General features: G+C 62.1%; 13 protein-coding genes. 6 read left to right on the top strand and 7 right to left on the bottom strand.

Annotated elements, in window-relative coordinates; genetic code table 11:
- Positions 1-6: 6 nt before the first annotated feature.
- The 5 genes from AC07NR_RS18190 to AC07NR_RS18170 are packed head-to-tail and all read right to left on the bottom strand — an operon-like array spanning position 7 to position 7931.
- A complete protein-coding gene (locus AC07NR_RS18190) occupies positions 7-1410 on the bottom strand; it encodes an ATP-binding protein (protein ID WP_495079091.1) in 1404 nt (467 codons plus the stop codon).
- Complete coding sequence (locus AC07NR_RS18185; RefSeq protein WP_495079206.1) at positions 1407-3221, bottom strand: DAHL domain-containing sensor histidine kinase; 1815 nt, start codon at positions 3219-3221, stop codon at positions 1407-1409. Before AC07NR_RS18185 ends, AC07NR_RS18190 begins: the two co-directional genes overlap by 4 nt.
- Positions 3221-4144 (bottom strand): cytochrome-c peroxidase, encoded by a 924-nt coding sequence (locus AC07NR_RS18180; RefSeq protein ID WP_495079205.1) that lies wholly within the window; start codon positions 4142-4144, stop codon positions 3221-3223. Before AC07NR_RS18180 ends, AC07NR_RS18185 begins: the two co-directional genes overlap by 1 nt.
- A 41-nt stretch (positions 4145-4185) precedes the next feature.
- The gene (locus tag AC07NR_RS18175) at positions 4186-6060 is read right to left on the bottom strand and encodes a putative bifunctional diguanylate cyclase/phosphodiesterase (RefSeq protein ID WP_495079090.1); all 1875 of its coding nucleotides are present in this window, start codon (positions 6058-6060) and stop codon (positions 4186-4188) included.
- Positions 6057-7931 carry a putative bifunctional diguanylate cyclase/phosphodiesterase gene (locus AC07NR_RS18170; protein ID WP_495079089.1) on the bottom strand — a complete coding sequence of 625 codons (1875 nt, stop codon included), beginning with the start codon at positions 7929-7931 and terminating at the stop codon, positions 6057-6059. The genes AC07NR_RS18175 and AC07NR_RS18170 overlap by 4 nt, the downstream gene beginning before the upstream one ends.
- A 248-nt stretch (positions 7932-8179) precedes the next feature.
- Here AC07NR_RS18170 and nosR point away from each other — a divergent pair, with 248 nt between their 5' ends.
- The 4 genes from nosR to AC07NR_RS18150 all read left to right on the top strand — a co-directional run bounded on the left by nosR (position 8180) and on the right by AC07NR_RS18150 (position 11237).
- Positions 8180-9535, top strand: a complete 1356-nt coding sequence (gene nosR / locus AC07NR_RS18165; RefSeq protein ID WP_495079088.1) for a response regulator c-di-GMP phosphodiesterase, NosR family — start codon at positions 8180-8182, stop codon at positions 9533-9535.
- Positions 9536-9607: 72 nt separating this feature from the next.
- Positions 9608-10042: an NUDIX hydrolase gene (locus AC07NR_RS18160; RefSeq protein WP_495079087.1), complete on the top strand. Its 435-nt coding sequence runs from the start codon at positions 9608-9610 to the stop codon at positions 10040-10042.
- Positions 10043-10065: 23 nt separating this feature from the next.
- Positions 10066-10704, top strand: coding sequence for a LysE family translocator (locus tag AC07NR_RS18155; RefSeq protein WP_248739271.1), 639 nt, complete (start codon positions 10066-10068; stop codon positions 10702-10704).
- Positions 10705-10706: 2 nt separating this feature from the next.
- On the top strand, positions 10707-11237 hold the full coding sequence (locus AC07NR_RS18150; RefSeq protein WP_495079086.1) for a GNAT family N-acetyltransferase: 531 nt from the start codon (positions 10707-10709) through the stop codon (positions 11235-11237).
- On the opposite strand, the gene metR is transcribed toward AC07NR_RS18150, so the two are convergent.
- Complete coding sequence (gene metR, locus AC07NR_RS18145) at positions 11221-12138, bottom strand: transcriptional regulator MetR (protein ID WP_096818509.1); 918 nt, start codon at positions 12136-12138, stop codon at positions 11221-11223. The genes AC07NR_RS18150 and metR overlap by 17 nt on opposite strands.
- Before the next feature lie 111 nt (positions 12139-12249).
- Between metR and metE the strand changes: the two genes are divergently transcribed.
- Positions 12250-14562, top strand: a complete 2313-nt coding sequence (gene metE, locus AC07NR_RS18140; RefSeq protein WP_495079085.1) for a 5-methyltetrahydropteroyltriglutamate--homocysteine S-methyltransferase — start codon at positions 12250-12252, stop codon at positions 14560-14562.
- A 43-nt stretch (positions 14563-14605) separates the two neighbouring features.
- Here the strand turns inward: metE and AC07NR_RS18135 are convergent, their stop codons facing one another.
- The gene (locus AC07NR_RS18135; RefSeq protein ID WP_495079084.1) at positions 14606-20131 is read right to left on the bottom strand and encodes a dermonecrotic toxin domain-containing protein; all 5526 of its coding nucleotides are present in this window, start codon (positions 20129-20131) and stop codon (positions 14606-14608) included.
- A gap of 207 nt (positions 20132-20338) precedes the next feature.
- Between AC07NR_RS18135 and AC07NR_RS18130 the strand changes: the two genes are divergently transcribed.
- On the top strand, positions 20339-21373 hold the full coding sequence (locus AC07NR_RS18130) for an alpha/beta fold hydrolase (protein WP_495079083.1): 1035 nt from the start codon (positions 20339-20341) through the stop codon (positions 21371-21373).
- Positions 21374-21430 lie beyond the last annotated feature (57 nt).

Here is a 21430-nt window from a genome sequence, read left to right as displayed (position 1 = left end):
CTGACATCAGGCCGCAGGCCGGGTCTGGCGCAAGGGCAATTGCACGCGAAACGTGGTGCCGGCGCCCAATGTGCTGCTGACTGAAATATCCCCGCCGTGTTTCTTCACGATGCCGTAGGACAGGGACAGACCCAGCCCTGTCCCCTTGCCTACGGGTTTGGTGGTGAAAAACGGGTCGAAGATTTTCTGCAGGGTTTCGGGCGCGATGCCCGAGCCGGTGTCGGCCACTTCGATGATCGCCGACTCGCCCTGCACCGCAGTGCGCAGGGTAATGGTGCCGCGCTCGGCCCCCATGGCCTGCGCCGCGTTGACCACCAGATTCATGATGACCTGATTGATCTGCGAGGGCAGGCACTCGATCTCCGGAAGGTCCTGATATTCCTTGACCACATCGGCCTTGTACTTGAGTTCGCTGGCGACGATGTTCAGGGTCGACTCGATGCCCTGTTGCAGGTTCGCCCACTGCCATTGCTGCTGGGTGTCTACGCGGGAAAAGTCCTTGAGGTCCTTGACGATCTGCCCGACCCGGCCGATGCCTTCCTTGGATTCGCGGATCAGCACCGGAATGTCTTCCAGCAGAAAATCCACTTCCAAGTGCTCGCGCATTTGTTGCAACTGCGCAGCCGGCTCGGCAGCCAGGGCCTGCCCCGCTGAGTGGTAGGCGCCGAGCATGGCCAGCAGTTGCTGGAAGTAACCGTCGAGGGTGCCGAGGTTGGAGGAAATGAAGCCGATCGGGTTGTTGATTTCGTGGGCGACTCCGGCGGCCAGTTGCCCCAGCGAGGCGAGTTTTTCCGACTGCACCAACTGGCCTTCCAGTTGCTTGCGTTCATCGATCTCTCGCTGCAAGGCTTCGCTGGCCTGCTTGAACTGGGCGGTGCGCTGGTCCACCAGATGTTCCAGGTGATGCATCTGCAATGAGGCGCGCTCGGTCATCTGCCATTTGGTCAGCAGGGTGTTGGCCATCTGCTGGACTTCGATGTTGTCGAACGGCTTTTTCAGGATCAGCAACCGGTCATGGGCGTGCAGGCGATCCAGCAGTTCATCCCAGGAATAGTCGGAATACGCGGTGCAGACCACCACCTGCAATTGCGGATCCTGCAGCCACAACTGCTCGATGGTTTTCGCTCCGTCCCAACCGTCGGGCATGCGCATGTCGACAAAGGCCAGGGCGTACGGGCATTGCTCCTGCAAGGCCAGGTTGAGTTTGGCCAGGCCTTCTTCGCCGCCATAGGCCGAGTCCAGTTCGAACATCGTCCGTCGGGGCTTGGCGGGGGCGCCGAACAGGGCCGCTTCCATCTCGTCCAGTTCCGCCGACTGCGCCCGGTTCGGGGTGAGGATCTTGCGAAAGTCTTCGTGGATCGACGGCATGTCGTCGATCAGCAGGATGCGGCGGTTCGACAGTTCGCTCATGCGTTCTCCGTTACCGTGATCAGCGGGATCTGCAAAGTGAACAGGGCGCCCAGGCCAGGCCCGTCGCTGTGGGCGGTGAGATGGCCGTTCATCTCGATGGCCGCCAGGGCGCAACTGTGCAGGCCGAAGCCGTGGCCATCCTTGCGGGTGGTGAAGCCGTGGGCAAAGATCCGCGTCATGTTCTCCGGTGCGATACCCTCGCCATCGTCCTTGACGCTGATCTCCAGAAAACCTTCATCGACGATCTTCACCCCCAGGGTCATGGTCCGCGGGCGGTTGCTGAGGTCGGACATCGCGTACTTGGCGTTGCTGATCAGGTTGATCAGGATCAGCAGCAGACGGTGCTTGTCGCCCATCACCTGGGGCACGTCGCCGTATTCCTTGAACACCGTGACGTGATGCCGGGTCAGCGCCCCGGCATTCATGCGCAGGGCGTCTTCGAGCAGTTCGTTGATGTACAGCGGCTCGGTCAGGCTGTTGGCGCCGGCATAGGATTGCTGGGTGGCGACGATGTCCTTGATGTGATCGACGCTCTTGTTCATCTGCGCCAGTTCGTCGGCCATTTCCTGCTGTTCCTGGGCGATGGCGCCCACCAGTTGGTTGAGGTAGCCCGGCAGCAGCTTGCCCTTGGCATCCTCGGTCAGGAACGGCCCGAGGTCGTCCGGGTGTTCGTTGATCAACTGCATCGCCTTGCCCAGACCCAGGGCTTTGCTGCTGCGCAGTTTTCGCGAGATCAGGTCGGAGGAAATGTTCACGCTGTTGAGCACGTTGCCGACGTTGTGCAACACGTTGGTGGCGATTTCCGCCATGCCGGCCTGGCGCGCGGCATCGAGCAATTCGCTCTGCACGTTCTTCAGTTCGCGAGTGCGCTCGTCGACCCGTTGCTCGAGCACATCGTTGGCCGTTTGCAGGGCCGCGTTGACCCGGTTGATCTCGGCAAAACTGCGGATCAGGCGGATGGCCAGCCACAGCAGCGACAACATCAGCAGGACAGAAAACAGCAGCAGGTAGAAATGGTATTTCTGGTCGGTGCGTTCGGCCTGTTGCTGATCCAGGTCGAGCATGTTGGTGATGGTGTCCAGGCGCTCGGCCACGGGGATCGACTCGATCTGATCGAGCAGGCGGTTGACGATCGGTTGCTCGCGCAGGATCAGGGCGATGTGATTGCTCAGGATCCTGATCGGAGTCTGAAAATCCGCCGGCAGGCGTTGCGCGTTCACCGCCAGTTTATTCAGACCCACCTCGATGTCGGACGCTTTGTCGTCGGAGGCGACCTGGGCAAATTCGAGTGCACTGAGCAACAGGTCATAGGTGTCGGTGACGATGTTCTGCAATTGAATCTTGTCGAGGTCGGACAGATTGGCCAGTTGTGCCTGAATGTCATCCTCGGCGCTGGGCAGAAACGCCAGGGAGTTGCGCAACAGCGCGTTGTGCGACTTGAACTGTTCCACCAGACGGGTCTTTTCCTGCATGGCGTCCAGGTAGCGTTCGTGGGCATGGTCCCATTGCCTGGATTCGTCGCGTCCATGCCCGGATTCCATGGATTCGAAACGTGCCCACAGGCGATTCATCTCGTTCATCGGCGAGACCAGCGGGTCGTAATTGTGAGTGATCGCCACCCGGGCCTTGAGGACTTCACTTTCCCACTGCGAATCCTGTTGCTTGATCTGACGGATCAGGTCCCGGGATTCGGTGTAGGTGGTGGTCTGCTCGGAACTGGACTTGAGGTAGAGAAACACCAGGACCGAGGCCAGCAATACGGCCAGGAGGCTGAGCAACAGCAGGCTGCGCCGCCCCGAGACGGTGGTCATCATGACTGACCCTCCCAGTGCCCGGTCAGGGTCTTGAGAAACTCGATGATCAGCGCCTTGTCTTCCTCGCTCGGCATGCGACCCAACTGATACTGAAACATCACGTCCACCGCCCGTTCGAGGGTGGACGCCGAGCCGTCGTGGAAATACGGCGCGGTCAGTGCGACGTTGCGCAGGCTCGGCACCTTGAACACGGCCCGATCGTTTTCGTCGCCGGTGACGTTGAACCGGCCCTGATCCGCCAGCGTCGGGTTGCCGCGATCGGCGATGTAGTCACCGAACACCCCGAACTTCTGGTACATGTTGCCGCCGATGTTTACCCCCTGATGGCAGGCAATGCAGCCGTAGTCCTTGAAGCGCTGATAGCCGTATTTCTCATCGAGGGTCAGGATGTCGGTGTTGCCAAGCAGGTACTGATCGAAGCGTGAGCCGGGTGTCAGCAACGTGCGTTCGTAGCTCGCCAGGGCGTTCTGGATATTGGCTTTCGTCACGGCATCCGGGTAGGCGGCACTGAAAGACTGGCGATAGCCGGCATCGTCGGCGATCCGTTGCACGACAGTGTTCCAGTCGCTGCCCATTTCGTGGGGGCTGGTGATGACGACGTTGGTCTGCTCTTCCAGCGTTTCCACGCGACCGTCCCAGAACTGGCGGAAGTTGAGGCTGGCGTTGAGCACGGTGGGGGTGTTGACCGCCACCGGTTGTCCATCGAAGCCCAGGGAAAGGGCCCGGCTGTCAGCGCCGTTCTTGTCCAGTTGATGGCAACTGGCGCAGGACAGGGTGTTGTTGAGCGATAGCCGTGGATCGAGAAAAAGCCGACGGCCCAGCTCGACGCGTTTCGGATCCTGTTTCGGAATGTCGGGCAGCGGTTTCAGGGGCTCGTCCAGCGGTGCGGCAACAATTCCGACGCAGGGCGCGAAAAGCATCAGGAACAAAACACTTCGCGACAGGCATGTCGTCGGCGTGTTCATGCAACGCTCCAGGGGCCAGGCACCCCGGCCACCAGCAGGCGGGCGAAGGCATCCGCCGGCAAGGCCTTGCTGAAATGGAAACCCTGGCCCTCCTCGCAGTCGTGGGCCCTGAGAAAGGCCAGTTGTTGTGCAGTCTCCACGCCTTCGGCGATGACGTTCAGGTTCAGGCTCTTGCCCAGGCTGATGATCGCGCCGACCAGTGCGGCGTCGCTGCTGTCATGGCTCAGTCCGCGAATGAACGACTGATCGATCTTCAGCACATCGATGGGGAACCGCCGCAGGTAACTCAGGCTGGAATAGCCGGTACCGAAATCATCGATGGCCAGCCTGACACCCAGCGCTTTCAACCGGTTCAACGCGCTCATGGTCGCGTCGACGTTCTGCATCAGTACGCCTTCGGTGATCTCGAGTTCCAGCAGGGCGGGATCCAGCCCGGTCTCTTTGAGCACCTGTTCGATGCCCTCGACAAACAGGCGCTGACGAAAGTCGATGGCCGAGGTGTTGACCGATATGCGGATCGGTGGCAACCCGGCTTTTTGCCAGTCCCGCGTCTGACGGCACGCCTCACCCAGTACCCATTTGCTCAGAGGCACGATCAGGCCGCTGTCTTCGGCCACGGGGATGAACTCCGATGGATACACCCAGCCATGCCCCGGTTTCTGCCAGCGTACCAGTGCCTCGGCGCCTACCACCCGGCCGCTGCCCAGATCGATTTTCGGCTGGTAGTGCAGGACGAATTCGTGCCGTTGCAGAGCCAGGCGAATGCCCGACTCGATGCCGTGCTGTTCCCGGGCGCGCTGGTTCATGGCCTCGATGAAGAAACCGATCTCGTTCGGACCGCTTTCCTTGGCGTTGCGCATGGCCGTCTCGGCTTTTTTGATCAGGTCGATGGCTTCCAGCCCGTCGTCCGGATAAAGGCTGATGCCCACGCTGGCGGTGACACTGACGTCGTGACCGACAATCGTCTGTGGCTCACGGATGGCCGCCAGCAGTTTTTCGGCGATGCTGCGGGTCTGCTGCGGGTGATTGATGTCGCTGAGCATCACCACGAACTCGTCGGAGCCGTAGCGAAACACCGAGTCCGATTCGCGCACGCAGGCCAGCAGTTGCTGGCCGACCCGTTTGAGCATTTCGTCGCCCGCCGGATGGCCCAGGGCATTGTTGATGCGCTTGAAGCGATCCAGGCCGAGAAACATCACCACCAGTTGTTTGTCATGGCGCCGGCAAGCGGCCAGTGACTGAGTCAGACGGTCACCGAGCAAGGTGCTGTTGGGCAGGCCCGTGAGGCTGTCGTACTGCAACAGGCGCGAGACCTTGAGCAGCTCATGCACCCGGGCTTCGACGGTCTGCTCGAGGCTGAGCAACTTCAGCGCCGCGTCCTGGGCCAGTTGCCATTTCCAGGTCAGGGCATTGGCCATCTGACGGATTTCCAGGGTGTCGAACGGCTTTTTCAGGATCAGCAACTGATCGCCGAATTCCAGCCGTTCGGCCATGGCTTCCCAGCTGTAGTCGGAGTAGGCGGTGCACAAGGCGATTTGCAGGTTCGGATCGACCTCCCACAGTTTTTCGATGGTCTCCAGGCCGTCCCAACCGGGCGGCATCCGCATGTCGGTGAAGGCGAGGGCATAGGGGCGACCTTCGTCCAGTGCGTGTTGCACCAGTTTCAACGCTTCCTGGCCCTGATAGGCGGAATCGAGCTGAAAGGTCAGGTGCGGCGACTGACGGGTGCCGAACAGCGTCTGTTCGAGACCGCTCAGATCCGCTTCAGCCGCCGTCTCGGGGGCGAGGATCTTGCGGAAATCGGCATGGATCGCCGGCGTATCGTCGACGATCAGAATGCGCCGGTTGGTCTGGGGAAAAGGCGTTTTCATCCTTCATCCTCCCTGGGCAGCGTGGCGGCCGCGCTGGCGTCCTTCAGCAGTCGGGCGGCCTGCTCAGGGCTGACCGCTGCGCTCAGGCAAAAGCCCTGCACGTTTTTCAACGGTGCGCCGGGCACGAGGGCGGCGCCCTGAGCGTCCGGCTGGATGCCCTCGGCGCTGATGTCGATGGCCAGGTCCCGGGCGAAATTGACGATCGCCCGCAGCCGGTTGGCGCCGTCTTCATCCCGGGCCGCATTGTCGATCAGGGACTGGGCGAGTTTGAGGTGATTGACCCGGTAGGTTTTCAGGTAATCGAACGATGAGTATTCGGTGCCGAAATCATCGATGGCGATGGTCACACCCAGCTCGCGCAGGCGCGGCAACGCATCGTTGTGGGTCCATTGGGTCTGGGCCAGGGTGGCTTCGGTGACATCGAAGCGCAGATCCCATGGCGCCAACTCCCAGCGAGCCGTGGTGCGCAGCACGTCGTAGATGAGTTCGGGGCCGGACTTGAGCTGCGCCAGGGAAATCTTGATCGCCATCACCGGAGGCGCCACCCCGTCGTTTTGCCACCGGTGCATCTGCCAGCAGGCGTGATCCAGAATCCAGCGCCCGAGAGGAATGATTGCCCCGGTCTTTTCCGCCGCCGGCACGAAGGCTGACGCCGGCAGCAGGCCAAGCCTGGGATGTTGCCAGCTGACCTGCGCGGCCATGCCGAGAATCCTGCCGCTGTGCAGGTCCACTTCCGGCATGTAATCGAGCTTCAGTCCTCCCTGGGTGAGGGCGGTGGTCAACTCCTCGGCAAGGACCATGCGCTCGGCCACCTCCCGAGTGATGTCCTCTGAGTGGAAGTGAAACTGATCGCGTCCGGACTCCTTGGCGCGGTACAGCGCCATGTCGGCCTGCCCCAGCAGGCTGTCGGCATCGAAGCTGGCGGGGGCATAGCCGCTGATGCCGATGCTGGCCGAAATGCGCACGGCGTTGCCGCCCAGTTGGTAGGGGGCCTGCAATGTTTCAAGGATCTTGGTGGCCATGGCGGCGGATTGTGTCGGTTCGCTGACGTCCAGTTGCAGGATCGCGAACTCATCGCCGCCCAGACGCGCCACCACGTCGTTTTCCCGGACCACGGCCTTGATCCGTTGTGCCACTTGCTGCAACAGCAGGTCGCCGACCGGATGACCGAGGGTGTCATTGACCCGTTTGAAGTGATCCAGGTCCAGGTAAAACACCGAGAATGGCGCCGCCCCCCGGCGCGCGGCAGCGAAGGCCTGGTGCAGACGCTCGATCAGCGTGGCGCGGTTGGCCAGCCCGGTGAGGCCGTCCGTGCGGGCCAGCAGGGTCACTTTTTGTTCCAGCTGATTCATTTTCAGCGCGGCGTCTTCGGTCATTTGCCATTTGACCGTCAGGGCGCTGGCCATCTGGCGGATTTCGATCGCATCGAAGGGTTTTTTCAGGATCAGCAGGCGATCATTCAGCGGCAACCGCTGATCGATCTCTTCCCAGGAGTAATCGGAATAAGCGGTGCACAGGGCCACTTGCAGCTTGGGATCGACCTGCCAGAGCCGCTCGATGGTTTCCAGGCCGTCCCAGCCCGGCGGCATGCGCATGTCGATGAAGGCCATGGCGTAGGGGCGACCGGCGGCCAGCGCGGCTTCGACCTTGTCCAGTGCTTCGCGCCCCTGAAAGGCCGAATCCAGTTCGAAAATTTCGTTCTGTGTGGCAGACGCGCCGGGCGGGGTACCGAACAGCAGGCTTTCGGTTTCGCCCAGACTGTCGTCTTCAACCGTGGATGACTTGAGGATTTTCGCAAAGTCGTCGTGGATCGACGCGGTATCGTCGACGATCAGCACACGGCGATTGATGGGTCCGGGTGGCGCACTCATGGCGCCATACCCGCAAGTTCACGCACGATCGTCATCGGGAGCATCCTTTTCCCCTCATCACAGGCCTGCGCGCAGGCTGATGGTGTCGTCCAGCGACTTGAGCATAGTTGCCCTGTGGGGACTTCGCCTTACCCGATGACTTGCGCGGTCCCGGCGCAAAAATCATCTAGCCTGTCACTCAGGCGCGGGCAAGGGAGGAGGTCTGTCGACACGCCTGCCACGTCCATCGTCTTTCGCGAGGCCACGCCATGGAAGAGCAATCCGCCCCGACTCCGGCCCATCGGCCTGCCGTGTTGCTGGTCGATGATGAGGAGTCGATCCTCAACAGCCTGCGCCGCCTGCTGCGGGGTCAGCCCTATGAGGTGTTGCTCGCCAGCAGCGGTGCCCAGGCGCTGGAAATGCTGGCGCAACGTCCGGTCGATCTGGTGATGAGTGACGCGCGGATGCCCAATATGGACGGCGCCACGCTACTGGCCAGCGTTCGTCAGCTGTACCCGGCGACCACGCGGATCATGTTGACGGGCTATGCCGACCCTTCGGCGATCATCAAGGCCATCAACGAAGGCCAGATCGACCGCTACATCAGCAAACCCTGGAACGACGAGGAAATGCTGCTGATCCTGCGTCAGGCCCTGGAACATCAGCATCTGGCCCGTGAGCGCGAGCGTCTGGAACAACTGACTCGGGTGCAGAACGATCAGTTGAAGCTGCTCAACAGCACCCTGGAAAAACATGTCAGCGCCCGTACCGCCGAGCTGCAGCAGACCGCCGACATGCTTGATCTGGCTTACGAGGAGCTCAAGCACAGCTATGTGACCGGCACCGAAGTGTTCTCGCTGCTGGCCAACCTGCGCCTGCCGCCGGCCAAGCAGACCAACCGGCAGATCATCGAACTGGTGCGCGGCTACTGCAAGGTGCATCGGCTGGACGAAGCCGCCAGCCGCGACCTGACCATGGCCGCCGCGCTGTACAACATCGGCAAGCTGAGCTGGACCGACAGCATGATGACCACCCCTTCGGACCTGTTGCACAGCACCGACCGCGACCGGTATCGGGGTTATCCGAAACAGAGCGAATCGCTGTTGATGACCCTGGACCCGATGAAGGATGCCGCGCGGCTGATCCTGCACCATCAGGAACACTGGGACGGCAGCGGTTTCCCCGACCGGCTCAAGGGCGAGGCCATTCCCCTGGGCTCGCGGCTGTTGAAACTGGCGGTGGATTTTGTCGAGTTGCAGCGCGGTTTGATTCTCGAACGGCAGATGAACAGCGATGAAGCATTGCTGTACCTGCGTCAGTACGCGGGCAAACTCTATGATCCCGAGCTGATCGAGGATTTCATCAAGGTGTGCGCGATGGTCAGCGACATCACCCTGACCGATCCGAGCGTCAAGGTGCTGGGCACCCGGGAGCTGGCAGCGGGGATGATGCTGGCGCGCAACCTCAATGCCGACAACGGCATGTTGCTGCTCAATGCCGGCAAGGTGCTGAGTGCACTGCTGGTGGACAAGCTGATCAGTTTCGAAGCCATGGAAGGTGGCAAATACAAGGTGTTCGTGAAAGTCCCGGAGGAGGGTGAGGCGGCGCTTCTGGCCCAGTCTTGAGACCGTATGAGGTGACGCTGGTGTCGCCGGCATGGGATCCTTGCGGTTTTTCTCAAGGCCGGTGGCTGCCCCATGACCTCTGTATCCGCTGTTTCCCCCCGCATCATTCGTATTGCCGCCGCGCTGCTGCTCAACCCCGACGGCCAGACCCTGCTGGTGCGCAAGCGCGATACCACCGCGTTCATGCAACCGGGCGGCAAGATCGAGGCCCATGAACTGCCGGTGCATGCGCTGGCCCGCGAGCTGGAGGAAGAGCTGGGGTTGGTGATTGATCCGGCGCAGGCGAGTTTTCTTGGCCAGTTCTCGGCACCGGCTGCCAACGAGCCGGGGTTCGTCGTGCAGGCCGAGATCTTTCAACTGACCATCGACGCCGAAGTCTCCCCGGCGGCCGAGATCGAAGAGGTGATCTGGATCGACCCGGCCACCGACGGCGATGTGGTTCTCGCCCCATTGACACGCGACCTGATCCTGCCGTTTTATCGAGCCTCGCTGACCGCGATCGCCTGATCATTCGTACAAAGGACTTCGTCATGATCCCGCTTCAAGACCTGCTGATTTTTGCTGCCGCTGCACTGCTGATGGTACTGACGCCGGGGCCGAACATGATCTACCTGATCTCCCGTTCGATCTGCCAGGGACGCAAGGCCGGGGTTACGTCGCTGCTCGGCGTGGTAGCCGGGTTCTTCGTGCATATGTTCGCGGCGGCAGCCGGTCTGACGGCGGTGTTTCTCGCGGTGCCGATGGCCTATGAAGTGTTGAAGTGGGCCGGTGCGCTGTACCTGCTGTGGCTGGCCTGGCAGGCGGTGAAACCCGGTGCGCGTTCGCCGTTCGAAGTGCAGGCATTGCCGGCGGACTCGTCGCGCAAACTCATCACCATGGGCTTTCTCACCAGCGCCCTGAACCCGAAGATCGCGGTGTTCTACCTCTCGGTGTTTCCGCAGTTCATCACGCCGGAACACGGCTCGGTGTTCAGCCAGAGCATCATCCTCGGCCTGACCCAGATCAGCGTCAGTTTCAGCGTCAACCTGTTGATCGCCCTGTCGGCGGCGGGAATCGCCTCGTGGTTCGCCAGCAACCCGTCATGGCTGGCGGCGCAGCGTTATTTCATGGGCTTCGTGCTCGGCGGCCTGGCGGTGCGCCTGATGCTTGAGCAGCGCAAGGCAGCTTGAGCATGTGGATCGAACGGCTGGATGCCAGTCATGCGCTGGCCTATCGGGAATTGATGCTGGAAGCGTATGACCGGCATCCGCAGGCCTTCACCTCCAGCGTGCGCGAGCGAGCGGCGATGCCGCTGAGCTGGTGGGAGTCGCGCCTGACCAGCAAGCTCGACGCGGTGTTTGGCGCGTTCGAAGCAGGCCGCCTGGCGGGCATCGTCGGCCTGGCGTTCGAGCCTCGGGAAAAGGCCCGGCACAAGGCAACGGTGTTCGGCATGTATGTGTCGGCTGAGTTTCGTCAGCGCGGGCTGGGTCTGAAGTTGATGGAGGCCGTGCTGAGTGAAGCGCAGCAGCATCCGGCGCTGAAAGTCATTCAACTGACCGTCACCGCCGGCAATGACGCGGCGTTCAAGCTGTACCAGCGCTGCGGCTTCATCCAGTTCGGCCTGGAACCGATGGCGGTGCGGGTCGGCGAGGATTACTTCGACAAGATCCATATGTGGTGCGCGCCTTTGCTGCCAACCGCCAGCCTCAACGAACCGCGCTGACCCCATCCAGCGTCGAGAACGACGTGTCCTTGGCCGTCAGCAGGAAATCGCGCATGTACGGCGCGTCCAGCATGTCGGCGCGGATCGCCGCGTACAGCGTCGCAAACAGACCTTTCTCACCCAGCCGCTTGGCCTTCACGTAACCCCGCGAGCTGTATTCATGCAGCGCCCAGTGCGGCATGCCGCACACGCCACGGCCGCTGGCCACCAGTTGCATCATCATCACTGTCAGCTCGGAAGTGCGTACCTGCGCAGGTTCGATGTCGGCGGGTTCGAGGAAGCGGGTGAAGATGTCGAGGCGGTCGCGCTCCACCGGGTAAGTGATCAGGGTTTCCGTCAGCAAGTCTTCGGGGACGATGTACGGTTTGCTCGCCAGAGCATGCTGGTTGGCGACCGCGAGCATCGCTTCGTAGGTGAACAGCGGCACGTAGGTGATGCCGGCGATTTCCAGCGGGTCGGAGGTCACCACCAGATCCAGGTCACCCCGGGCCAACGCCGGCAGCGGGGCGAAGGAGAACCCCGAGGCCAGGTCGAGTTCGACTTCCGGCCACGCATCGCGGAACTGGTCGATGGTCGGCATCAGCCACTGGAAGCAGCTGTGGCATTCGATGGCCATGTGCAGACGCCCGGCGGTGCCACCGGCCAGGCGCGCGATATCGCGCTCGGCACCACGCAGCAGCGGCAGGGTCGCGTCCGCCAGTTGCAGCAGGCGCAGGCCGGCACTGGTGAAACGCACGGGTTTGGTCTTGCGCACGAACAACGGCATGCCCATGCGTTCTTCCAGTTCCTTGAACTGGTGGGACAGCGCGGACTGGGTCAGGTGCAGGCGGTCGGCCGCATCCACCAGGCTGTCGGCTTCGCGCAGGGCATGCAGGGTTTTCAGGTGACGGATTTCAAGCACCACGGGCTCCATGAGGAAAATTTGTGATCAACACGAAAAGGTTGAGTTTGTCTCATGTTGGGTTGGCTGTCGACAATGGCGCCATCTTTTACGCAATGGAGAACACTCGACATGGCCGTGGCCCACACCCTTGGTTTCCCGCGCATCGGCGCTGACCGCGAACTGAAAAAAGCCCTCGAAGCCTACTGGAAAGGCGATCTCGATCAGCCGTCCCTGAATCAGGTCGGCCGTGAGCTGCGTGCCAGACACTGGCAATTGCAGAAAGACGCCGGCATCGACCTGTTGCCGGTCGGCGACTTTGCCTGGTACGATCAGGTGTTGACCCACTCGCTGACCTTCGGTGTGATCCCCGAGCGCTTCGACGGTGTGCGCGACGAGCGTGGCCTGCCGACCCTCGACACCCTGTTCGCCATGGCCCGTGGCGCCACGGCATCCTGCTGCGGCGGCGAGCACGGCAAGACTCAATACGCACAAGAGCTGACCAAGTGGTTCGACACCAACTATCACTACCTGGTCCCGGAGTTCACCGCAGACCAGTCGTTCAAGCTGAGCTGGGAACAGCTGTTCGATGAGGTCGAAGAAGCCAAAGCCCTGGGGCACAACGTCAAACCGGTGATCATCGGCCCGCTGACGTACCTGTGGCTGGGCAAGGCGAAAGGCAACGATTTCGACAAGCTCGACCTGCTCGAGCGTCTGCTGCCGGTGTACAACGAAATCCTCGGTCGCCTCGCCGCACAGGGCGTGGAGTGGGTGCAGATCGACGAACCGATCCTCACTCTCGACCTGCCGCAGGCCTGGAAAAGCGCCTTCGAGCGCGCCTATCACATCCTTCAGTACTCGCCGCTGAAGAAACTGGTGGCGACCTATTTCAGCGGTCTGCAAGACAACCTCGGCCTGGCCGTGGGCCTGCCGGTGCAGGGCCTGCACATCGACGCGGTGCGTGCGCCGGATCAGCTCGGTCAGGTGCTGGATCGCCTGCCGACCTACAAGATTCTTTCGGTGGGTCTGGTCAACGGTCGCAACGTCTGGCGCTGCGAGCTGGAGCAGGCACTGGCCCAACTGCAACCGGCCCAGGAGCGTTTTGGCGACAACCTGTGGGTCAGCAGTTCCTGCTCGTTGCTGCACAGCCCGGTGGATGTCGAGCGCGAAGACAAGCTCGATCCGGAACTGAAAAGCTGGTTGGCCTTCGCCGTGCAGAAGTGCGCCGAAATCTCCGTGCTGCGTGATGCGCTGAATGATCCACAAGCGCCGAAAGTGCAAAGCGCACTGGCCGAAAGCCGCGCTATTCAGGAAAGCCGCGCCCGCTCGCCGCGTATTCACAAGGCCGATGTGCAGGCGCGGATCGAAGCGATCAATGCCAGCGACAGCCAGCGTCATTCGCCGTTCGCCAGGCGCATCGCCGCGCAACAGGCACGTTTGAAATTGCCGGCGTTCCCGACCACCACCATCGGCTCGTTCCCGCAGACCGGTTCGATCCGTCTGGCCCGCCAGGCGTTCAAGCAGGGCAAGCTGTCGGCCAACGATTACCACGACGCGATGCGCAGCGAAATCCGCCACGCGGTGCAGGTCCAGGAGCGCCTGGGTCTGGACGTTCTGGTACACGGTGAAGCGGAGCGCAACGACATGGTCGAGTACTTCGCCGAGCAGCTCGACGGTTACCTGTTCACCCGTTTCGGCTGGGTCCAGAGCTACGGTTCCCGCTGCGTGAAACCGGCGGTGATCTACGGTGACCTGAGCCGTCCGAATGCCATGACCGTGGACTGGATCAGCTACGCCCAGAGCCTGACCGACAAAGTCATGAAAGGCATGCTGACCGGCCCGGTGACCATGCTGATGTGGTCATTCCCCCGTGAAGACGTGTCACGCAAAGTCCAGGCGCAGCAACTGGCGCTGGCCCTGCGTGACGAAGTGGTGGATCTGGAAAACGCCGGGATCAAGATCGTGCAGATCGACGAAGCCGCGTTCCGCGAAGGCCTGCCGCTGCGCCGCGCACAATGGCAGGAATATCTCGACTGGGCGGTGGAAGCGTTCCGCCTGACCGCCTCGGGCGTGAAGGATGAAACCCAGATCCACACCCACATGTGCTACAGCGAATTCAATGACGTGATCAAGGCCATCGCCGACATGGACGCCGACGTGATCACCATCGAAACCTCGCGCTCGGACATGGAATTGCTCGATGCCTTCGAAGCGTTCGACTACCCGAACGACATCGGCCCGGGCGTCTACGACATCCACTCGCCACGGGTGCCGGACACGGCGGAAATGGTCAAGCTGATGAGCAAGGCCGTGAAACGGATTCCGGCAGCGCGGTTGTGGGTCAATCCCGATTGCGGGCTGAAAACCCGTGCCTGGCCGGAGACGGAAGCGGCGCTGGTGAACATGGTGGCGGCGGCGCGACAGTTGCGCAGTCAGTTGGCTTGACGCATAGCAAAACGGGGAGCGGCCAACCGCTCCCCGTCTTGTTTTACAACGCTTCGAACCAGGGCAGGACCGCCGACCGTTTGCCGATGTCGGCATACGGCAGCGCCGCATTGTCGGCGTGAGTGAGGTAGCGGTGCTCCGGCAGTTTCAGATGCGCTTTCTCGAACTCTGCGAATGACGGCCTGGGTTTGTTGTAGTGGAAATGCGCATACCACAGCAGACGCGGCGGTCGGGCACTCAGGTCGTGGATTTCGTATTCCTGCAGATGGTCGGGACGACCGTCGGCGCGATTGCGCAGTTGTTTCATCAGGGCCACCTTGCGCACTTCCACGGCGTTCTGCCGGAGCAGGTCATCGAGCATGCCGTCTGTGGGTTTTCGACTCATCAGGGTTTGCCGGGTACGCAGCTGCCGCCCGGTGAGGCGCAATTCGTCGGCCTTCGATCTCAGTTCGCCGATGATCGGATTATCTGCCGACATCGCTTCAATGTCTCTGGCCCGATGGCTCAGGTCATCGGCTTCGCTGAGCATCATGTGTTCCAGATCCACCGGGAGCATGTCGCGTTCGGCGTGTCCCTGCACCTTGGCCTGATAGGCCGCTTGCCCGTCCAGGCGCTTGCGGGCGTCGGCCAGCAACGATGCAAGGTTCCGGGAAGGCGCGGGCTGCGGTGTGTTCACCGCCAGCAGGCGGAATTTGCCGTTGTCAGCCTGCTCCCAGACTTCCCGGCCCGCTTTGCCATGGTTCAGGACGAACTGCCGCTTGCGGGTTCTGGGTTCCCAGTTTTCCACCCCGATCAGCCATTGCTGGTCTTCGGTCTGGAAAATCTTCTTCTCGCTTTGTCCCGCTGTACGAGGGGGGGCGGGATGATCGATAGCCTTCCTGGCGCGTTCGGCCATGGCTTCGATGCCGGCCATCAACGGTTCGAATTCTTCCATGTGAAAGTACTGTGGATAGCTGGTCGTCCACTGATTCATTTCCCGGCAGTATCGGGCGTAGGTGTCGAGACAGTTGCCCAGGATCTGCATGCGCTGCGCCCGGTTGGCGCTGACTTCGGACAGGCTGAACTGGGTGAAGAGGGCCCGATCCATGTCCACGCGCAGTTGCCAGGACCGTTGTTGCAGGTAGAGCCAGGAAACATCACCGGTGTTTTCGAAATTCTTGATGGACTCCAGGCGGTGAGCGGTCTTCAGGTAACCCAGATTGAAGTCGTTCATGCGCCCGTTCAAATAGGTGACGGCCTCGGTCAGTCTGGCCTTGTCCGCACGTACCCCGATCAGCGCGTACCAGCGGTTCATATCGCCCATGAGCGCTTCGACTTCTTCAATGGCGGTGGTCACATCGACGCGCAATCTGCGCATTTCCTGCAGAAGAGCCAGGCGTTCGGCAATCGAGTTGTCCGGCAGGGCATCGAGGGTTGCGTGCCGGGTGTCGATCTCGTCGAGCCATTTGTAGATCCGGTGGTTGGCCATATAGACACGGTGCTTGAGCCGGTCGGTCACCCTTGCGGCGTCCTGGCTTTGTATTTCAAGCAGGGCGCGCAACTTGTTGCCATGGGTGAGGACGCGCAGCTCGGCGGCTGTCTGGTACTGCCGGGTGAGCAGGGCGATATCCTCGTCGCAGGCTTTCTGTGCGACGTTTCTCAGCAGAGCGTCATCGGGGGCCTGGCAGTAAGCGTTGATCGCCCTGTCGCTTCGCTCGATCTGGGGATCGAGGCGGTAACTCAGGTCATCACATTCAAGCGTCAGTTGGTGATGTCGGCGGTAGGTCCGGTCGACCAGCCAGCGCGGAAGACGCTCACGGATTGCCAGTGGCCACAGCGGGTCGAGTGTATCGGCCATATGCCCGAGCACACTGCCACCACCGGCACCGCCTCCTTCGAAGGTGGTGCCGTAGACGCCGAACCAGGTGTCCCACTCTCCGGCCTCGTTCAGGGCGATGGGTTGCCTGTAGGTATTCTGCGAAGTACCGCGCAGGCGCCAGTTGCGGGAATCACGGCTCCATTCGACCTGATAGATCCGGCCCTGCCGGACGATGAAATCACCGTCGGCGTGGCGGTAAATGTTGCGCCAGACGCCTCCCTCGGCCGCTCGCAGGCCTGCCAGCGAAATGGGATGCTCGTATTCGTAACCGGCAAAACGCTCAACGATGCGCCGGGCCTGTCGGGCATCGGGAACGGTCAGCGTACCGACCTCCGGGATCAGATTTCGCAGCAGGCGGGCACGGGTGGCCGAGCGGGCCGTCAGGGCTGCACCGGCGCCAGGCACGATGTCGATCAGCGCGTCGATCAGGCACAGCAACACCGATTCGACTTCGGCCAGGCCGTCGCCGAGCCTGCCTCGCAAAAAAGCGGCTACTGCCTGGTTGGCCGCGTTCCAGGCGTCGTACAGGGCGATGGCACTGCCAACAAATGGCAGCATGCCGAGGGCCATTTTCAGGTAATCGAACACCCGTGTGCCCTGCAGGGCATAACGTTCCCGATACAACGCATCGTTGGAGCGCGAGGAGCCGCGATGGACCTCGATCAGACGCCCCATGTGCGCATTGAGCAGATGAGCGGCCAGCGACGTGGTTACCGGCCAGCGCGGGCCGACACCGATCATGGCATCGAAGCGTTTGTCCACCGCCTGAGCGATGCGACGTTCGTGGGCGTTTACGCTGCCTTGCAAGGCCCGGTCGGCCAGATAGTGGATCATCTCGTCCTGGCTACAACGATTGAACAGATCCTTACGGGCGGCTTCAAGGCTGTCGTATCGGCGCAGAAACCTCGCGTCGGGAGCGTCCGGCAGATAGAGCAGCGTCGTACCGCTGTATTGTTCTTCGATGAAGGTCACTCCCGACAGCGTGGTGGGGCCTTCATTCGGTGTATCAGTGCCACCAGCGGCGAGGAATGCCGGAAGCAACGCAATGCGTCGACCGGCGGTGGTCCAGGCGTCGGCTGTGTCGGCATCGATTGCAGTTTCGAACAGGCTCAGGTCAGAGCCGCCAATGTGGTGCTGCAACTGTGCGCATCGGCCTTGCAGCCTGAGCATCACCCGCCAGGGTTCGAGCAGGCACTCCTGACGGTGCTCGCGCTGGAACGGTGGTTCATCGGTCGTGCCTTTGAAGGTGTCGTAAATCCTTTGTTCGTAGGCCTTGGGCAGGTCCAGCTCCGGTATCAGTTTGCGCAGGTAGGCCTGGGTAATACCAGCAGTGAGGGTCTGACGCTCCTGCTCATCGGTGGCGCTGACTTCGACGCGCATGAAGCCAAGGCGCAGTGGCAGTTGTTCAAGGTTCATCGACGGGGTGTTGTCGATATTGAGCTGGGCCAGGGTTTCGAGGGACATCCGGCTGCGGCTGGCGCTGGGGATGGCGACCACTTTTTGCGGGGTGCCTGGTGCACCGGAGGCACTGAAGGCCTGTTTTTGCAGCGCAACCGACTCCGGCAGATCCAGCTGTACCGAAAAGTGCCCCTTGAGAGAAAAGTCCCGACGCAGTCGGGCGTACAAATGCTGGCGAGTGAAGTCCTCCCGGGGTGGCAACGCGACGGTCAGCAGCTCATGACTGCGGTGCATCGCGCTGATCCAGGCCTGGATCAGCGTCTTGAGCGTGCTTTGTTCGTTGTCTCTCAGGTTGGCCAGCCAGGCGGGTGCCTGTGTGGCAAGGGTCGCGCTGCGTTCCTGCTGGATTCGATAAAGCAGCGCCAGGCGTCGTGCGGCATCGACAGGCACCTGTAGCAGGGGAAGTGTCTTGCGGCGCAGTTGCTCCAGTTCATCTGCACGCCGTTGTGCCTGTGATGGCTCGCTGTATCGCTGGCGAATCGTTGCCGCCCGGGTTTCAAACTCGCCGGTCAACTGATTCAACATAGAGAGTAACGGGTCACCGGTCAGGGTGTTCAATTGCAAGGTTTGCTGTGCGTCATTGGCGTGCAGCTTGAACACGTGCCGTTCAAGTGCCTGGCGATTGGCGAATCGCTGCAGGCCGCCACCGCTGCCGGGCCAGTAAAGCAACAGGCTCTGAATCGAGCTCATGGACATCAGTACGAGCGGGCCATGGAGTGTCTGGCGATGGTTGGTGACTTTGCCTCCTGCGGATTCGGTCAGTGACAGTGTCAGGCTTTTCACCACCCAGTCGGCATCGGTTCGGTCAGGTGCATCGAGCCATGCGATGAGCCGGTCATGCTCTTCGACACTCAGGCGATTCAGTGCCCGTTGCATCCTGGCTTCCGCCCGCAGACCTTGCATGTGCGCGTCGTACAGCGCGGTGAACTGGCGGTTGAAGCTGGTCAGGTCCAGCACCCGTTCGCGATAGAGCAGGGCGCGTGCTGCGAGATCGGCGGCCTGTTCGGCCGTTTCCAGTGTCGTTTGCAGCGCCTCGAACGATTTCAGGGTGTCGCCATCGCTTGATGCCTCGAGCGCATCGTGTGCCCGGGTGACGCTGGCCTGTCGCAGGGAACGGGGAATATCGGGGTGCAGGCTGCCGAACAGCGAGACTTCGTCTTCGTCCGCTGGCTGGGCGCCGGGCGGTTGATTGTCCAGGCCGGGCGGGGCGCAGAAGACGGCCATGCTGCGTTGCCGGTCGACCCTGTCGGCGAGGTCCAGCGCGTGGAGGCCCTGTTCGGCCAGACCGCGCGTTCCATCCGTGCCGTTGCGCAGGGCAGCAACCTGCGCGACTTGCTGCTGCAACAGCCATTCGTTGACCGCAGTGACCAGCGATTGCCCGGCCGGGGTGTATTCGACTTGAAGGCCTTCGAGCGACAGGCCGGCGGGCAACAGAGGTCGTTGCGCCAGCCAGGCATGCAAGTCACTGCGCCGGGTGAAAGCCTGGATCGCGTCCGCTTGATCAGGCACGTACAGCAACTGTGCGGCGTCGTCTCCACGGCTGATGACCCAGGCCGCCGGCGGTTTCACCCGCACGCCATTGTGCAGGCACAAGGTCGGCAGCTCGACGCCGAGGGTATCGTCAGCCGCAGGCCGTGTACCCGGCTCCCCCATCAGCGACCACAGTGGCTGAAGCTGGTCGGCTGTCACTGTGCGTCGGGCGAAGGCCATTTGCGCGGCCGCCTCGATATGCCCGCGATACAACCGGCTGGCCTGTTCCCGGCGGGAACGGGGCGTACCCGGAGCGCGGCTTTGCCAGTAGGCATTCCAGCGCTCATCGAGCGCCAGTGCCGGTTCGAGGGCTTTGATCCGCGCGAGCAGTTGCGACGGGGGGAGTGCCGCCAATGCATGACTGCTGTTCACACCGGTCACCCGGCATTGACTGTCGAGCCATTCCTCTGGTCGCGGGGATTGGGTGACGAAGGCACAGGCTGTCACCAGGCTGACCCGGCGCTCCGGGTACCCGTCGCCCGGGGGGAATGACAGGCCAGCCTGCTCACCGTCCAGGTTCAGTTCCTGACGGAGCAACCGGTTGAGCGTCTCGCGTACCGACAGTACGCCGGCACACAGTTGTCGCAATCCTTCGCTGCACGTCTGTCGGCGGGTGGCCGCATTGTGCAGCAGGCTTTCATCGATAGACGCCGGCAAGGCGGCAAAACCGGGAAACGCTGGTAATGGCGCAGGAGTGTTCACTAGAAAGAAGCGTTCGATCATGGCAATGGAGCTCAAGGGAAGGGCGGCGGATCCGCTCCACTCAAGCGCCATTCAAGGAAAATCAGCGGGTGCCCGGGTGCTACATAGTTATCGGCCCGTTCGACCGCTCGGCACTCTTCATCAAACTGTCATCGAACTGTGGCAGCGCGCTTGAACAAACTTCATCAGACTCGCGCTCTACTGGGGTTCTGCGTTTCGGTGTTTTTCATGTTCAAGGGAATTTTTGCAATCGCGGCGTTGTTGGCCGCGGTTTTTTTCGTTCCGGCGTCTTCTGCGGCGTCGCGTTGTGATGTCAATGTTCCGACCGAACGGGTCGATCTAGCACAGGTGAGCCTGGCGTACCAGAGCATCGGTCGTGCGTCGGATCCGGCGTTGCTGCTGGTGATGGGCCTGGGCGGGCAGTTGATCCACTGGCCGGACGAGGTGGTGATCGCCCTGTGTCAGCAGGGTTTCCGGGTGATCCGCTATGACAACCGCGACGTCGGCCTGTCGACCTGGCGCCAGGCGCCGGCCGACGCCAACCTGACGTTTGAAGTGCTGCGCTACAAACTCGGCCTGCCGGTGGCGGCGCCTTACAGCCTGACCGACATGGCCGACGATGCGCTGGGCCTGATGGACGCGTTGCACGTCGAGCAATTCCACGTGCTCGGCGCGAGCATGGGCGGGATGATCGCCCAACACCTGGCGGCCATGGCGCCGCAACGGGTCGAAAGCCTGACGCTGATCATGACCAGCTCCGGTGCCGAAGGCCTGCCGGCACCGAGCGCGGCGCTGGTGCAGTTGCTGTCGCGACGCGGCGCACCCAATCGCGAAGTGGCGCTGGAACAACAGGCCGATCTGCTGGCGGCGCTGGGCAGCCCGATGGTTACCGATGATCGTCAGGTACTGTTGCATCAGGCAGCAGTGGCCTATGACCGGGCCTTCAACCCCGAAGGCGTGAAGCGCCAGATCATGGCGATCCTCGCCGAGCCGAGCCGGGTGGCGTTGCTCAATCAGTTGCGGGTGCCGACCCTGGTGGTGCACGGCACCGCCGATCCGTTGCTGCCGGTGATGCACGGCGTGCATCTCGCTGCACACATTCGCGGCAGCCAGTTGAAGCTGATTCCGGGGCTGGCCCATCGTTTCCAGGAGGCGTTCAAGGCGCCGTTGCTGGCGGCGGTGTTGCCGTATTTGCAGCAGCACCGTGAAGACACTTCGCACTGGGCGCAGATCGAACCGGTGGGCGAGCGCAATCTGCTCTAGTAAGGGCGCCGTCGCGCGCAGGGGCAGGGCCTCCGATAAAGCCCATCGCATCAGTGG

This window comes from Pseudomonas sp. GW821-FHT09C09 (genome assembly GCF_059418105.1).
The sequence above is the reverse complement of the archived record's forward strand: the minus strand, read 5'-3'. Positions and strand labels throughout refer to the sequence as shown.

Bases quoted from the DNA above. Each gene is read 5' to 3' on its own strand.
- AC07NR_RS18190 (WP_495079091.1), bottom strand. From the start codon at position 1,410: ATGAGCGAACTGTCGAACCGCCGCATCCTGCTGATCGACGACATGCCG.
- AC07NR_RS18185 (WP_495079206.1), bottom strand. From the start codon at position 3,221: ATGACCACCGTCTCGGGGCGGCGCAGCCTGCTGTTGCTCAGCCTCCTG.
- AC07NR_RS18180 (WP_495079205.1), bottom strand. From the start codon at position 4,144: ATGCTTTTCGCGCCCTGCGTCGGAATTGTTGCCGCACCGCTGGACGAG.
- AC07NR_RS18175 (WP_495079090.1), bottom strand. From the start codon at position 6,060: ATGAAAACGCCTTTTCCCCAGACCAACCGGCGCATTCTGATCGTCGAC.
- AC07NR_RS18170 (WP_495079089.1), bottom strand. From the start codon at position 7,931: ATGAGTGCGCCACCCGGACCCATCAATCGCCGTGTGCTGATCGTCGAC.
- nosR (WP_495079088.1), top strand. From the start codon at position 8,180: ATGGAAGAGCAATCCGCCCCGACTCCGGCCCATCGGCCTGCCGTGTTG.
- AC07NR_RS18160 (WP_495079087.1), top strand. From the start codon at position 9,608: ATGACCTCTGTATCCGCTGTTTCCCCCCGCATCATTCGTATTGCCGCC.
- AC07NR_RS18155 (WP_248739271.1), top strand. From the start codon at position 10,066: ATGATCCCGCTTCAAGACCTGCTGATTTTTGCTGCCGCTGCACTGCTG.
- AC07NR_RS18150 (WP_495079086.1), top strand. From the start codon at position 10,707: ATGTGGATCGAACGGCTGGATGCCAGTCATGCGCTGGCCTATCGGGAA.
- metE (WP_495079085.1), top strand. From the start codon at position 12,250: ATGGCCGTGGCCCACACCCTTGGTTTCCCGCGCATCGGCGCTGACCGC.
- AC07NR_RS18135 (WP_495079084.1), bottom strand. From the start codon at position 20,131: ATGATCGAACGCTTCTTTCTAGTGAACACTCCTGCGCCATTACCAGCG.
- AC07NR_RS18130 (WP_495079083.1), top strand. From the start codon at position 20,339: ATGTTCAAGGGAATTTTTGCAATCGCGGCGTTGTTGGCCGCGGTTTTT.